Source organism: Acinetobacter sp. WCHAc010034 (genome assembly GCF_001696615.3).
In the GTDB taxonomy this organism is placed as follows: Bacteria; Pseudomonadota; Gammaproteobacteria; order Pseudomonadales; family Moraxellaceae; genus Acinetobacter.
On record NZ_CP032279.1, the window covers coordinates 1426106 to 1439667 of the forward strand.

Annotated in this window: 16 protein-coding genes; 10 read left to right on the forward strand and 6 right to left on the reverse strand. The window is 54.1% G+C overall.

What is annotated here, in order from left to right; translation table 11 throughout:
• Positions 1–106: 106 nt before the first annotated feature.
• From BEN74_RS08400 to orn, 3 genes are all read right to left on the reverse strand, one after another.
• Entirely contained in the window at positions 107–1918 is a 1812-nt protein-coding gene (locus BEN74_RS08400; protein WP_068907832.1) for a tetratricopeptide repeat protein, read from the reverse strand.
• A gap of 114 nt (positions 1919–2032) precedes the next feature.
• Positions 2033–2803, reverse strand: a complete 771-nt coding sequence (locus tag BEN74_RS08405) for a ThiF family adenylyltransferase (protein WP_068907834.1) — start codon at positions 2801–2803, stop codon at positions 2033–2035.
• Between the two features lie 129 nt (positions 2804–2932).
• Positions 2933–3490: an oligoribonuclease gene (orn, locus tag BEN74_RS08410; protein WP_068907836.1), complete on the reverse strand. Its 558-nt coding sequence runs from the start codon at positions 3488–3490 to the stop codon at positions 2933–2935.
• Between the two features lie 124 nt (positions 3491–3614).
• Between orn and rsgA the strand changes: the two genes are divergently transcribed.
• The 5 genes from rsgA to dusA all read left to right on the forward strand — a co-directional run bounded on the left by rsgA (position 3615) and on the right by dusA (position 7384).
• Positions 3615–4673, forward strand: coding sequence for a ribosome small subunit-dependent GTPase A (rsgA, locus tag BEN74_RS08415; RefSeq protein WP_068907838.1), 1059 nt, complete (start codon positions 3615–3617; stop codon positions 4671–4673).
• 94 nt (positions 4674–4767) lie between these two features.
• Positions 4768–5175 (forward strand): rhodanese-like domain-containing protein, encoded by a 408-nt coding sequence (locus BEN74_RS08420; protein ID WP_068907840.1) that lies wholly within the window; start codon positions 4768–4770, stop codon positions 5173–5175.
• Positions 5176–5195: 20 nt separating this feature from the next.
• Positions 5196–5450: a glutaredoxin 3 gene (gene grxC / locus BEN74_RS08425; protein ID WP_068907842.1), complete on the forward strand. Its 255-nt coding sequence runs from the start codon at positions 5196–5198 to the stop codon at positions 5448–5450.
• A 42-nt stretch (positions 5451–5492) separates the two neighbouring features.
• Entirely contained in the window at positions 5493–5951 is a 459-nt protein-coding gene (secB, locus tag BEN74_RS08430) for a protein-export chaperone SecB (RefSeq protein ID WP_068907843.1), read from the forward strand.
• Positions 5952–6361: 410 nt separating this feature from the next.
• Positions 6362–7384, forward strand: coding sequence for a tRNA dihydrouridine(20/20a) synthase DusA (gene dusA, locus BEN74_RS08435; RefSeq protein ID WP_068907845.1), 1023 nt, complete (start codon positions 6362–6364; stop codon positions 7382–7384).
• A gap of 117 nt (positions 7385–7501) precedes the next feature.
• On the opposite strand, the gene BEN74_RS08440 is transcribed toward dusA, so the two are convergent.
• Together BEN74_RS08440 and coaBC are read right to left on the reverse strand one after the other, a co-directional pair.
• Complete coding sequence (locus tag BEN74_RS08440) at positions 7502–7879, reverse strand: cytochrome b562 (RefSeq protein ID WP_068907848.1); 378 nt, start codon at positions 7877–7879, stop codon at positions 7502–7504.
• Positions 7880–8031: 152 nt separating this feature from the next.
• Positions 8032–9297, reverse strand: a complete 1266-nt coding sequence (gene coaBC, locus BEN74_RS08445; RefSeq protein WP_068907850.1) for a bifunctional phosphopantothenoylcysteine decarboxylase/phosphopantothenate--cysteine ligase CoaBC — start codon at positions 9295–9297, stop codon at positions 8032–8034.
• Positions 9298–9409: 112 nt separating this feature from the next.
• On the opposite strand from coaBC, the gene radC reads away from it, so the two are divergent.
• On the forward strand, positions 9410–10111 hold the full coding sequence (gene radC / locus BEN74_RS08450; protein ID WP_068907852.1) for a RadC family protein: 702 nt from the start codon (positions 9410–9412) through the stop codon (positions 10109–10111).
• 66 nt (positions 10112–10177) lie between these two features.
• On the forward strand, positions 10178–11089 hold the full coding sequence (locus BEN74_RS08455) for a bestrophin family protein (RefSeq protein WP_068907854.1): 912 nt from the start codon (positions 10178–10180) through the stop codon (positions 11087–11089).
• A 108-nt stretch (positions 11090–11197) separates the two neighbouring features.
• Here the strand turns inward: BEN74_RS08455 and BEN74_RS08460 are convergent, their stop codons facing one another.
• A complete protein-coding gene (locus BEN74_RS08460) occupies positions 11198–12049 on the reverse strand; it encodes a PHP domain-containing protein (protein WP_068907856.1) in 852 nt (283 codons plus the stop codon).
• 46 nt (positions 12050–12095) lie between these two features.
• Here BEN74_RS08460 and BEN74_RS08465 point away from each other — a divergent pair, with 46 nt between their 5' ends.
• From BEN74_RS08465 to BEN74_RS08475, 3 genes are read left to right on the forward strand one after another with little or no spacing between them, the layout of a single operon-like run.
• Positions 12096–12707, forward strand: a complete 612-nt coding sequence (locus BEN74_RS08465) for an inner membrane-spanning protein YciB (RefSeq protein ID WP_068907858.1) — start codon at positions 12096–12098, stop codon at positions 12705–12707.
• Between the two features lie 31 nt (positions 12708–12738).
• Entirely contained in the window at positions 12739–13041 is a 303-nt protein-coding gene (locus tag BEN74_RS08470; protein ID WP_068907860.1) for a YciI family protein, read from the forward strand.
• A gap of 4 nt (positions 13042–13045) precedes the next feature.
• Positions 13046–13537 (forward strand): hypothetical protein, encoded by a 492-nt coding sequence (locus BEN74_RS08475; RefSeq protein ID WP_068907862.1) that lies wholly within the window; start codon positions 13046–13048, stop codon positions 13535–13537.
• Positions 13538–13562 lie beyond the last annotated feature (25 nt).

Consider the following 13562-nt stretch of genomic DNA (forward strand, 5'->3'; position numbering starts at 1 on the left):
TAAATGCTGTTTAAAAAACAATTGTATAGCTTGTATTTTTGGTAAAAGTCTTTTATTGCAAAACTCCTTAACTGATCAGCATTAAGCTGAAGCCTCAGTTTTTTGATTAAAACTTTGATTCCTGATTGAAATACGCTTCAATGTTTTTCAGCAGTTCAGCGCAGCGCGCATGCCCCATGGCGCGGCCTTTTTCCAGCCATTCCTGAGCCGCAGCCAAATTGCGCTCAACGCCCTGCCCATACAGATGCATTTGGCCTAAATGGCTGTATGCATCGGCATCGGCCTGTGCAGCCGCCTGCCGGTAATATTCAAGCGCAAGCTCTAAGTCTGCTTCTACACCTAAGCCCTGCGCATGAATTTCACCCAGGCGGTTCAGGGCAGCGCCATTGCCCTGCTGGGCCGCCTGCTTTAAATAGTGCAGCGCCAAGGCTGAGCTCTGATGCAGGCTGTTTTCCTGAGCGTAAAACCGGCCTAATTCCGCCTGCGCTAAAGCATGGCCGGCGTCTGCAGCTTGCTGCAGGCAGTTATGGGCTTGCGCTGGATCATGCAGTTCCGCAAAAAGCTGCCCTGCATGCAGCCGGTAGAGCATCCATAAGGCCTCTTTAGAGCCAAGTTCAGACGCCTGCTGCAAATAAGCTGCGGCCTTTGTCCGGTCCGGCACAGGATAAGACGGCAGGCAGTAAAACAGGCCAATCACATAGTGCTGATCCGCACTGCTGCTGACCTCATAACGCCAGCCCTGCACAGCCGCCTGCCGGATCAGCGCCTCCGCCTTCCCGGCGTCCTGCGCCGTGCCGGTACCGTGCAGATAGCACAGCCCCAGCCCCATAAGGCTGATATGGCTTGGCCTGCATTGATGCGCATGCTGATACAGCGCAAAGGCTTTCTGCGGATTGTGAGCTACCAGATATTCCTCATAATACAGGGCCGCGAGCGCGCACAGCGCCTCAGGATTCTTTTCCTGCGCGGCTTCTGACCAGTAGCGGAAAGCCAAAGTTTCATTCTTGCCGGCATGCCAGCCGTGAAAATAGGCATCGCCCAGCTGCGCCTTCGCCTGAGGGCTTTTATGCTCTTTGGCCTGAATCATTAAGTCTGACCAGACCCGCTGGCGCTGGCCGGCGTCATATTTCCCCATCAGCACCGCCTGCCGGTAAGCCGGCAGCTGGCGCTGATCCCCCAGTGCAATACAGGCTTTCATATGCTGCAAAGCGCGCATTTCATCGGGCGGCAGAAATAAGCCGAATTGCCAGCATTCGTAAAGCTGCTGATGGGCAGGCAAATGCCCCTGCTCCGCCGCCTGAAACAGCGCATGCAGGCCGGCGCTGATCTGCTGCGCTTCCCCCGGAGCTAAGTAATGCTGCGCCAGCTGATGCTGCGAGCTGGCATGGCCATTTTCCGCATTGCGCTGCAGCAGCGCCAAATGCTGTTCAGCCAGCCCATCGCCCTGATGCGACAAGGCGTTTATGCGGTATTGCGCATCCAGATGCCCTAATGCGGCCGCGCGGCGGTGCCAGTACAGCGCTTTTTCCACATCCTGAAGCGCATCTTCATAGAATAGGCCCAGCTGATACGCCGCATCGTCGCCGCCTGAGCGGAACGCCTTTTCAAGAAAGCTGACCGCATTCTGCTGATTTTTCTCGCGCCCCAGCCCATGCAGATGCATCAGCCCCATTTGCGTATAGGCCTGCGGCAGTTCATGCTGCTTAGCCAAGCCGTCATAAATTTGATAAGCCTGCTGATAATCCGGCTGGCTGGCGCCGCTTAAGCGCGCGGCATGCTGCAGCTGCGCATCAATATGGTCCAGCCATAAATCATGCTGCGCCGCGCCGGACTGATCGCGCTTTACCGGATCTGGACGCTTCCACATCCAGAATGCCAGCCCAGAAATCCCCAGTATCAATACCAGCATGAACCACATAGCAACCCCATACCGTCAAATTTTTTATTTAGAATACTGCGGCTTATTCTAAGTCCTGCGCTGAAAAAAAGCACCGGAACCGGCGCTTTTGTTTTTCAGAAAATGCATGCTGCTTCAAATTTTCACGCGCTTTGCATCCAGCTTTTTCAGCGCTTCCGATACCGCAATCATAGCGAAGCTGGACGTCACCACTACCGCAGAGCCGTAGCCGCCGCAGCGCAGGCCGGCGCTGGCGCAAACCTCCGCGCTGGAAAATGGATTATCCGTTGAATACACGCAGGTGATGCCGAATTTTTCTTTGGGCTTTTTGCAGATGCCCTTGCTGCGCAGCTGCGCGCGCAGTTTCGCCAGCATCGGGTCCTGTTCAGTTTTTGATAGGTCCGCCACGCGGATTTTCAGCGGATCGAGCTTGCCGCCTGCCCCGCCGGACACAATCAGCGGAATTTTATTGAAGCGGCAATGCAGCATCAGCGCCAGCTTGGCTTTGACGTCATCAATGCAGTCTAAAATCAGGTCAGGCGCGCCGGCCAGCAGTTCCTTGAGATTTTCCGGCGTTAAATAGTCATCAATCAGATTGAGCTTAATTCTGGGGTTGATCTCGCGGCAGCGTTCCGCCATGACCTCAATTTTTTCCCGGCCCAGCGTTGCCGTCATGGCCGGCAGCTGGCGGTTGATATTCGAGGCCGCCACCACATCCATGTCAATCAGGGTCAATTCGCCAATGCCGGTGCGGGCCAAGGCTTCCGCCGCCCAGGAGCCGACGCCGCCGATGCCGATCACCATGACATGGCTTTGCTCATAATGCTGAAAGCTGCCCTCGCCGTAAATTTTGGCTGCGCCGGAAAAGCGGCGTTCATATTCATCATCTTGGAGCAGTTCAGTCATTCTTCGGCTTAATCTTCAGCAGGGAGAGCGCGCTATTTTAGCAAATTCAGCGCCGAAGTGTATGCCCTGCCGGCCTCAGCGCAGGCAATAAAAAAGAGGCTGTGCGCCTCTTCCTTATGCTGCCGGAACTCAGTCTTTATTCATAATAAAGAAATACTGGCGGTAATATTTCAGCTCTGCGATTGAATCGCGGATGTCATCCATCGCCAAGTGCGAGGCGTTTTTCTTCAGGCCGCTCATGATTTCCGGGCGCCAGCGCTTCGCCAGCTCTTTCACCGAAGACACATCCAGATTGCGGTAATGGAAATACTGCTCCATTTCCGGCATTAAGCGGTGCAGGAAGCGGCGGTCCTGGCAGATCGAGTTGCCGCACATCGGTGAAGATTTCGGGTTGACCCATTTCTTCAGGAAGTCCAGCGTCTGCTGCTCGGCGTCCTGCGCGGTCAGCTTGCTGCGGCGCACGCGCTCAATCAGGCCGGACTGGCCGTGCTGGCGGGTGTTCCATTCGTCCATGGCGTTCAGTACGCGGTCCGATTGATGCACAGCCAAAACAGGGCCTTCCGCCAGAATATTCAAGTTGTCGTCCGTCACAATGGTCGCAACTTCAATAATCTGATCGTTATCGGTATCCAGACCTGTCATTTCAAGGTCAATCCAAATCAGGCGGGTATCCGGCGTGCTGCTCATAAATGTGCAATCTTATTAGGCTGAAAAACCGCTATAGTAGCAAATTTATTGGCCGCGCGCTGTAAATAGGCCCGGCTTCATGCTATTTTTGCCATCTGGTTTCCATGGTTTTTTTAGGATATGAATGGCCCTCATCCGTAAGCGCCGCCTGACCGAACAGCAGCAGCGCCGCATTCAGCAACAGCACAAATCCCGTCAGGAAGAAATTGATACCTCCAATGATCTTGAAGGGCTGGTCGTGCAGCATTACGGCCGCCAGCTGGAAGTTCAGGCCCTGTCCGTTCCGCATCCCCATCCGGAAAAGCCTGAGGTTTGCGCAGGCGAGCCTGAACCGTTTTGGAAGCCAGTTGAGCTGGGCAGCATCTGGCGCTGCCATACCCGCACCAATCTGGAAGCCTTAGTGACCGGCGACCGGGTCAAATGGCAGGCCGACCCGAATACCGGCCTGGGCATTATTACCGCCATCCATCCGCGCCAGTCTTTGCTGACCCGCCCCGACCGCTACCACAAGGTCAAGCCGGTGGCGGCCAATGTCAGCCTGATTGTAATTGTCTTCGCCTCCTTTCCTGAAGTTGCGCCAAGCCTGATTGACCGCTATCTGGTGGCCTGCGCCAATGCCGAGATTCCCGCCCTGCTGGTGCTGAACAAAATGGATCTGGTTCAGGAAAATGATCCGATTCTGACCCTTATTCAGGAATATAAAGACCTGGGCTATGAAGTCATGCAGACCCAGTCCAGCGGCGATGTTTCCGCGCTGGCGCAGCGCCTGGCCGGCGAAACCGTGGCCTTTGTCGGCCAGTCCGGCGTGGGCAAAAGCTCGCTGATCAATACCATCGTTCCGGAAGCCGCGCAGAAAACCAATGTGATTTCTGAAAACTCGGCACTGGGCCAGCACACCACCACCTCAACCCGCTTAATTGCTTTCGGCGACAACGCCGCCCTGATTGACTCGCCCGGCATCCGCGAATTCGGCCTGTGGCATTTGAATACTGAAAGCGTGCAGCACGGCTTTCCGGAAATTTTCAATCTGCTCGGCTGCTGCCAGTTCAGGAACTGCACGCATAAGCATGAAAAGCAGTGCGCCTTGCGCGAAGCCGCCGCTAAAGGCGAGATTTTGCCCCGGCGCCTGGAAAGCTATTTGCGCCTGATTGATGAAATTGCCGAGGCGCAGCAAAAAAATTAGTTTTTATTCCGCCCCTGCCCTTGAAGCAGTGATTTTGATCACCATATTTATCAGCTATACTCTTGGCAGTTTTTGAATTGTGATTAGGTGACTTGTGGAACGTTGGTTCGAGTTTATGGGGAATCACCCCTTTTTATTTGGCTCACTTGCTGTATTAGTGGTGCTGTTCTTCCTTTTAGAAGGCCAGCGCAATGGCCGCAAAATTTCACCGCAGTCGCTGGGGATTCTGGTTAAAGCGAAAAACGCCATGCTGATTGACCTGCGCGATGCGAAAGATTTCCGCGAAGGCCACATCAGCGGCAGCCGCAACATTCCGTACAGCCAAATTACAAAGCATGTTGAAGAACTGAAAACTTCTGACCGCCCACTGGTCTTTGTCTGCAACTTAGGCCAAGTGGCCGGTTCAGCGCTGCAGCAGGTCGGCCATGCCGATGCCTACCGCCTGGACGGCGGCATCAGCAACTGGAAAGCGCAAGGCTTGCCACTGGTAAAAAGCAAATAATACGCTAAAGGAGAAACAACATGGCTGAAGTTACGATTTATTCAACCACCGTATGCCCATACTGCATCCGCGCAAAACAGCTCCTTGAGCGCAAAGGCGTCGCCTATAAAGAAATTAATTTATCCAACGAAGCGCCTGAAGCGCGCGTTGAATTGATGCAGCGCACCAATCACCGCACCGTGCCGCAAATCTTTATCGGCGAGCAGTTTATTGGCGGCTTTGACCAGCTTTACGCTTTAGAGCGCGAAGGCAAGCTCGATGAATTACTGGCTTAACCGCCGCAATAACATTACATCTTCATAATTAAGGATTTAAGAATGAGTGAAGAACAACAAGCTCAACCGCAATTGGCATTAGAGCGCATTTATACTAAAGATATTTCTTTTGAAGTGCCTGGGGCGCAAGTATTTACCAAAGAATGGCAGCCTGAGCTGAACATCAACCTTTCATCTTCGGCTGAAAAGATTGATCCAACGCATTTTGAAGTGTCTTTGAAAGTTGTGGTGCAGGCCAACAATGCCGGCGATACGGCTTTTATTGTTGATGTCACTCAGTCCGGCATTTTCCTGATTGACGGTGTTGAGGAAGAGCGCCTGCCGTACATTCTTGGCGCATACTGCCCGAACATCCTGTTCCCGTTCCTGCGCGAAGCGGTGAACGATATGGTCACTAAAGGCAGCTTCCCGCAGCTGCTGCTGACGCCAATCAACTTTGATGCTGAATTTGAAGCGAACCTTGAGCGCGCTCAAGCGGCTGCTGCCGAAGGCCAGGCTTAACCGCTGCGCTTTCAGGCCATACAGAAGCCGCTTGCGGCCCGCTGATCAGTTAAGGAGCTTAGCAATAAGTTCCTTAATTTTTTGGCCCCTTTCCGCCAAATGTGCGGATTTTATTTTTGTGATACTATTGCGCGCGATTGGCGGCGGCCGGATCAGCGCTGCGCCCGTGCATGCCCGCTCCCGGCTGCGCCCGAATATTGATTATGGCGCCTGTCCCAGACAAGGCCCCTTGCCCGCTTCATTCAGATTGCAGCATGGTTCACACAGCCATCAGCGCCGTTGCAGGCTGTAATTTACACCGCAAACTATTTTGTGCTTATGGTGTAAATCCAAACCGATTAACCCGCCTAAACACAGGTTTACACAGCTTCGCGCAGGCTGCGAAATGCAGATTAAAGGTATGATTTTTAATGACCATTAGCAAAACCATTGAAACCCCTCAATCTCCGCGGATCAGCGTTGCGCCGATGATGGATTGGACAACCAAAGACTACCGTTTTTTTGCGCGCCTGTTTAATCCGAATGTGATTCTGTATACCGAAATGGTGACGACCGGCGCGATTTTATTCGGCGACGCCAAGCGCCATCTGGATTTCAACCAGCAGGAACAGCCGATTATATTGCAGCTGGGCGGTTCCAATCCTAAAGATTTGGCGCTGTGCAGCAAAATGGCGCAGGACTGGGGCTATGATGAAGTCAATTTAAACGTCGGCTGCCCGAGCGACCGCGTGCAGAACAATAAAATCGGCGCCTGCCTGATGGCTGAGCCGGACTTGGTTGCGGAATGCATTGCCGAAATGCGCAATGCGGTGGATATTCCTGTAACGGTGAAGCACCGCATCGGGATTGACGACATGCAGTCTTATGAAGAAATGCTGCATTTTGTCGATACTGTCACCAAAACCGGCTGCAGCAATTTCATCGTGCATGCGCGGATTGCCCTGCTGAAAGGCCTATCGCCGAAAGAAAACCGCGATGTGCCGCCGCTGCGCTATGAAGATGTCTACCGCTTAAAGCGCGAACGCCCGGAACTGCTGATTGAACTTAACGGCGGCGTGAAGACCTTTGCCGAAACTCAGGCGCATCTGCAGCATGTTGACGGCGTGATGATTGGCCGCGAAGCCTATCACAATCCGTATTTGCTGGCCGAGCTCGGCCAGCTCTGGCAGCTGGACATGCCGGACCGCTTTGAAATCATCGAGCAGATGCTACCGTATATTGCGCAGCGCATGGCGCAAGGCGCGCCACTGTCAATTATCACCCGGCATATTTTAGGCCTGTTTCAAAACCTGCCGGGCGCGCGCAAATGGCGCCAGGCGCTCAGCGGCGGCAATGCCAAAACTTTTGCCGATCTTGAAAGCGCGATTCAGCAGATCAAGGACGCCATGCAGCGCACTGAAGACGAAGCCCGGGAATATCAGGCTTCGCACTGATGCCCCAGCCAGCAGAGCTGCGTATTGGCAGTAAAAAGCCAGCCAATTGCTTGGCTGGCTTTTCTTTATGTTCCGGCTTGAGCTGCGCATTTACAGCTCAGCAGGCTGCGCATAGCCTCAGTGATGATTATAAACCGCATGGCCGCGTTCTTTCACCGCAGCGATTTTTTTGCCTTCCACTTTGGCCTGATCCAGCTTTCCGGCCTGAACCAGCGCCCGGGTGCTGTCAATCTGCGCCGTCAGCTGGTCATATAAAGCGTCTGAGGTCGGCGCTTTTGGATCTTTGGTTTTCAGCTTGATTTTTTTGGCGTCTAAAGCCGCCGCCTTCATATTGTCCAGCGCTTTCAGCGCATCTTTCTGGTTCTCCGCCTTGTTGAAGGCTTTAAAGTTTTTGGCCAGGGTTTCCATATTATGCTCAAGATTTCCTGCAAAACTCAGGCTGCTGAACGACAAAGCTGCGGAAAAGATAAAGGTGGCTAAAGTTTTTTTGATCATGCTGCTGTCCTTTTAAAGATCCATTTAAAAACTGTGGCTATTGCTGCGGTTTAATTGCGCTGAAATTTTAATTTTACGCATTAAACATAGTGTAAATCCTATAAAAAATGCAACGGATCCGCTGCATTTTAATGACCGGGGAACAGATTTTTTTAAACAGGCGCCATTTCATGATGCAGGGCATCGTGAATCGCCTCCACCAGCTGCTGCGCAATCTCCTGCTTCGGGGCTTTATCCAGATCCCGTTTCTGCATCTGATACTGCTCCGCAAAGAACACAATCATGGCATTTTCATCGGAAGCAAAACCTATGTCTGCGCGCGATACGTCATTGCAGGCGATCATGTCGAGCTTTTTCGCCACCAGCTTGCCGGCAGCGTATTCCTCAACATTACGGGTTTCGGCGGCAAAGCCGACCATAAACGGGCGCTTGGCCTGCTGCGCAATGGTGGCGACAATATCCGGATTTTTCACCAAAGCAACATTCAGCTCATCGCCGGCTTTCTTAATTTTATGCTCCGCCACCTGCGCCACGCGGTAATCCGCAACGGCTGCCGTAGCAATGAAGATGTCACAGCCCTGATCCAGCAGCGCCATGCTTTGATCCAGCATCTGCACCGCAGACTGCACATTGATGCGGCGCACGCCATTCGGCGTTTCCAGGCTGACCGGCCCGGCAATCAAGGTGACTTTCGCGCCGGCTGCGTAGCAGGCGGCGGCCAGGGCAAAGCCCATCTTGCCTGTGCTGTGGTTGGAAATATAGCGCACAGGGTCAATCGCTTCGCGGGTTGGGCCTGCGGTAATCACCACATGCTTGCCGGCCAGCAGACCAAATTTTTCCGCAATCGCGCGCTGCGCGCGGTGGAAATACTGCGTGACCTGGCTGGCTAAATCTTCCGGCTCCGGCATGCGGCCCAAGCCGACATCGCCGCAGGCCTGCGCGCCTGCATCCGGCATAATCACATGCACGCCATCTTCCACCAGCGTATTCAGATTGCGCTGCGTGGCTTTGGCGGCCCACATCTGCTGGTTCATGGCGGGCGCTACCCAAACCGGCGCCTTCGCCGCCAGATACAGCGTCGACAATAAATCATCGGCCAAACCGGCCGCAAACTTGGCCAGAGTGTCGCAGCTTGCCGGCGCAATCAAGACCAAATCCGCCCAGCGCGCCAGCTCAATATGCCCCATGCCGGCTTCCGCTTCCGGGTCGAGCAGCTTGGTATGCACCGGGTTGCCTGAAAGCGCCTGAAAAGTCAGCGGGGTAATAAAGGCTTGCGCGCCTTCGGTCATCACCACGCGCACATTGAATCCGGCATCTTTCAGGCGCCGGACCAGAATCGCGCTTTTATAGGCCGCAATGCCGCCGGAAACACCCAATATAATGTTTTTGTTTGGAATTACACTTAAATCAAAACTCACGAACAGGCTACCTATCTGTTGCAGTGGCGCTCACAATAGCATTAAATATGGCCAGACCCAAGATTCAACTTGGGAAAACCAAACGCGCAGATAATAAAAAAGCCTAAAAATAATGAATTTTTCAATCAAACATTGGCCGGAACAGGAACGGCCGCGCGAGCGCCTGCTGGCGCAGGGCGCGCAAAGCCTGTCTGACGCTGAACTGCTGGCGATTTTCCTGCGTTCAGGCTCGCAGCAGCATTCCGCAGTTGAACTGGGCCGCCTGCTGATTCAGCATTTCGGCAGCCTGAACCCGATTTTAGATGCGCAGCTGGATGACTTAAGCCAGTTCCACGGCATAGGCGCGAGCAAATACGCGCAGCTGATGGCGGTCAAAGAGCTGGGCCGGCGCTATGTCACGCAGCAGCTGCGGCAGACCGCGCTGCCGCTGGGCACTTCCCGGCAGCTGCTGGACTTTCTGCGCTTTGAATTTCTGGGTGAAACGCAGGAAATATTCGGCGCGCTGTGCCTGGATGCGCATTTAAGGAAAATCAGCTTTAAAAAGCTGTTTTTCGGCTCACTGAATGCCTGCGGAATTTCCATCAACCAGCTGCTGCGCCACGCCATTTCCCAGCACGCCACATCGCTGGTGATTGCGCATAACCACCCCTTCGGCAGGCCGGAGCCTTCGCCGGCCGACCTGCAGCTGACAGCGCAGATCCAGCAGGCCTGCAGCCTGGTGGAAATCCGCCTGATTGACCACTGCATTGTTTCTGCCGAAGGCTGCTTTTCCTTTGCCGAGCACCGCCTGATCAGCGCGGTAAAATCAGAATAAAACACATATTGACAAAGGCTTGAACGCATATGAAGATCAGTCAAAATCCGTGAAGATTCTAATAACATGATTGTGCGTGACCAACCCAGTGTATTTAAGCTGCTCTTTTCTTGGCGCGGCACGATTTTACCGAAAGTGCTGCCGCCTTTGGGCGTGGTCATGCTGCTCTCCGCCATTATCGGCGGCTTATCCTATGTCGGCCTGTTTCATTTTCCGGAACTGCCTTTGGTCGGCTTCACCTTAATCGGCGTGGTGCTGTCAATTTTCCTGGGCTTCAAGAATTCGGCCTGCTATGACCGCTGGTGGGAAGCGCGCAAGCTCTGGGGCATTTTAATCGCCAATGCGCGGCATTTTGACCGCGACTGCCGCGTGCTCAGCCAGGGCCGCCGCGAGCGCGTGATTCAGCATGTGATTGTGTTTGCCAATGTGCTGCGGGACCGCCTGCGCCACCAGACCGCCAATCCGACTGAACTGGTGGAAACCAGCGGCATGAGCCCTCAGGCCATTTCGCAGCTGTATCAGCAGGCCAATGCGCCGCAGTACACGCTGAGCCTGATTCAATGGGAGCTGATGCAGGCGATGAAGGATGGGGAAATTTCAGACATTCTGTATACCCAGATGAATCAGCATGTCATGGAGCTGAGCACGGTGCTGACCGGCTGCGACCGGATTGCCACCACGCCGCTGCCTTTCGCCTATTCCGTGCTGCTGAACCGCACCGTGTATTTTTTCTGCTTTATCCTGCCGTTCAGCCTCGGTTCCACGCTGGGCCTGGCCACTCCGCTGCTGGTGGGCATTTTGGCCTATACCTTCTTAGGCCTGGATGCGCTCAGCTCGGAAATTGAAGAGCCTTTCGGCACGCAGAGCAATGACTTGCCGCTGGATTCAATGGTGCGCACCATTGAAATTGAGCTGCTGGGAACGCTGGGCAAACCGACCCCGCCGCCGATTCAGGCGCAGGATAATAATCTTTTATAATCCCTCCTAACCCCCCTTCCTTGCATTTCGTTTTAAAGCAGTGCTTAAAACTCATTCAGGGAGGAGCAAAGCCCTCTTTCACCAAAGGGGAAGCAGAAAGATTAAAAATTAACGGAAGCTCTCCCAAATCCCCGCCTGCCCTTCCTTGATTTGCGGAATATTGCCCAGCTTGATCCACGGCATGTTGCCGCCGTGAAAATCGCTGCCTACAGACACTTTCAGGCCATGCGCAGCAATCATCCGGTCAACCATCTGGCGCGTAGACAACGGCTCAAGCGCCGGCGGCAGCTCCACGGCATCGCCGCCGGACTGCGCGAAAAGTTCAATTAAATAGCGGATATTGGTTGCCGACAAGTCATAGCGGGTCGGATGCGCCAGCACCGCAAAGCCGGCGCTGGCATGAATCACCTGAATGGTTTCCTGCAGCCCCGGGCCGTCAAACTTGACATAGGCCTTCTTGCCTTCCTTGATGTATTTGTCAAAGGCCTGCTGCGGCCGGCTGACCAAGCCTTTTTCCACCAGGGTTTTGGCAATGTGGGTGCGGGTAATCCGGTCCGCAATGCCGTCCACTTTGGCGGTCACATCGACATAAATGTCCTGCCCGGTCAGCGGGATCAGCAAATCGCAGATCTGCCGGGCGCGCGCGGCGCGGATCTGCTTCTGCTGCGCCAGCAGCGCCAGCAGCGGCGCGGGATGCTGCATATTCAGCGCCACAATATGCACGCCGTAGCTTTTTTTGGTGGCCGGGCGCGACCATTGGCTGGAGATTTCCACCCCGGAAATTAAGGCAATGCCTGACTTTACGGCTTCCGCTTCAGCTGCAGCCAAGCCGTCCATGGTATCGTGATCGGTCAGCGCCAGCGTATGAATGCCTATGGCTGAGGCAGCCTGCACCAGCTGTTCCGGTGACAAAGTTCCATCAGAAATATTGCTGTGTGTATGTAAATCTACGCCATGCATCACTTATACTATGTCATTTATTTGATCAGAGATTAGATACTCTAACATGAAAGCACTTTTAGACTTTGTGCCGCTCATTATTTTCTTTTACTTATATAAAACTGTAGATCCGAAAGATACCGAGCATCCCCTGTTGCAATTGATCGGCTCCACCGGCGGTATCGACAATAATAATATTCTGGCGGCAACCACAGGTCTGATTATTTCCATGTTGGCGGTATACGGCGCCATGTTCGTCATGCAGAAGTTCCGCCTGGACAAGCAGCAGTGGATTGTGCTGTTCATGACCGTGATCTTCGGCGGCATCACCCTGATGCTCAGCGATGACTTCTATATCCGCCTGAAAGCGGTGCTGCTGAATCTGGTCTTTGCCGGCGCATTCCTGCTTTCGCCCTGGTTCAGCAAAGAGCGCAAGCCGCTGATTGAACGCCTGTTCGGCCCGGTGCTGAACCTGACTGAAAACGGCTGGAAGAAACTCAATTTCGCCTGGGCCTGCATGTTCGTGGTGATGTCCTGCCTGCATATCTTCTTTGCCTATTTGTACATGGGCGGAAAATACTGGGGCGAATTCACCGCATTCGGCGACATGATCGTCATGTTTTCCTTTATCATTATTCAGTTTATCGTATTGCGCAGATACTTTAAGACCTCTGAATAGCCCCTCCGCTTTAAAATTCGGGAAATCCCACATGCCATTATTCGTTGTGACCTGTACAGATAATGAAGGTACAGTAGAAAAGCGCCTTGCGGTGCGCCCTCAGCACCTTGCACGCCTGGAAAAATTAGATGCCGAAGGCCGCCTGATTGCAGCCGGCGCTATGCCTAAAGACCCGGCCAATCCGCAGGCGGGCTTTTACGGCAGCACAATCATTGCCGATTTTGACTCGCGCGAAGCGCTGGACGCCTGGCTGCAGGATGAGCCTTTCCTTCAGGCAGGCATCTACGGCCAGATTGATGTAAAGCCTTTCAACAAAGCTTTCCCTAAAGGATAAGTTCATGCGCGCTGCTGTTTCCGGCTTACTGGGCCTCTCCATACTTTGCACTTCCGCATGGGCAGTCGAAACTGCTCCGGCAGCGGCCCCGGCTGCGCCAGCAGCTGCCGCAGCGCCTCCGCCGCAAACCCTGCCGGCCAGCAAGCCGAAGGCTGCACCGGCGGCAGCCAATCCGGCCGCGCCTGTTCTGGAAAATAAAGCGCTGACTGCAGAGCAGCAGGCCCAGAACAAAGCCATGCAGGAAGCCAAAATCAAGGCGCTGGTCAAAGACCAGCATTCGCGCCTGCAGCAGCTGGAAAAAGCCAATTTGGAAGCCTTGGCGCAGAATCAGGAGCTGCAGCTGAAAAATGACAGCCTGGGCGTGCAGGTTCAGGTGCTGCAAAGCGAGCGCAGCGCGCAAATGTTCCTGTACGGCGCAGCCACGATTGCTGTCGGCGTGCTGCTGGGCTTCCTGATTGCCGGCTATGTGCATACCAAGCGCCGCCGCCAGTGGTAAGGCGCCCTCTTCAATTTTCTGTGAA